This window comes from Limosilactobacillus pulli (assembly GCF_947381555.1).
GTDB classification, from domain to species: Bacteria; Bacillota; Bacilli; order Lactobacillales; family Lactobacillaceae; genus Limosilactobacillus; species Limosilactobacillus pulli.
The window spans coordinates 1-248 of the sequence record NZ_CANCWQ010000098.1 but is presented as its reverse complement, the minus strand read 5'-3'; the positions used below and the strand labels follow the sequence as shown (position 1 = coordinate 248).

General features: G+C 50.0%; 1 pseudogene. It reads left to right on the top strand.

What is annotated here, in order from left to right:
• Positions 1-248: pseudogene (locus tag QOS03_RS09355) on the top strand (N-acetylmuramoyl-L-alanine amidase); the annotation flags it as partial.

The window sequence follows — 248 nt, the reverse complement described above, 5'->3', positions numbered from 1 at the left end:
GGCAAAGAAGCGCAGATCAACGGCAAGTGGTACAACTTTACGAGTGATGGATCGGCAAGCATCGGCTTTACGAAACTAGCAAGCGGCAAGACGGTCTATTATAACGCGCAGGGTCAGATGCAGTATGGCTTGCAGACGATCAATGGTAAGATCTACTACTTCAACACATGGAGCGGTGAGATGTACGCCGGCAAAGAAGCGCAGATCAACGGCAAGTGGTATAACTTTACGAGTGATGGGTCGGCAAG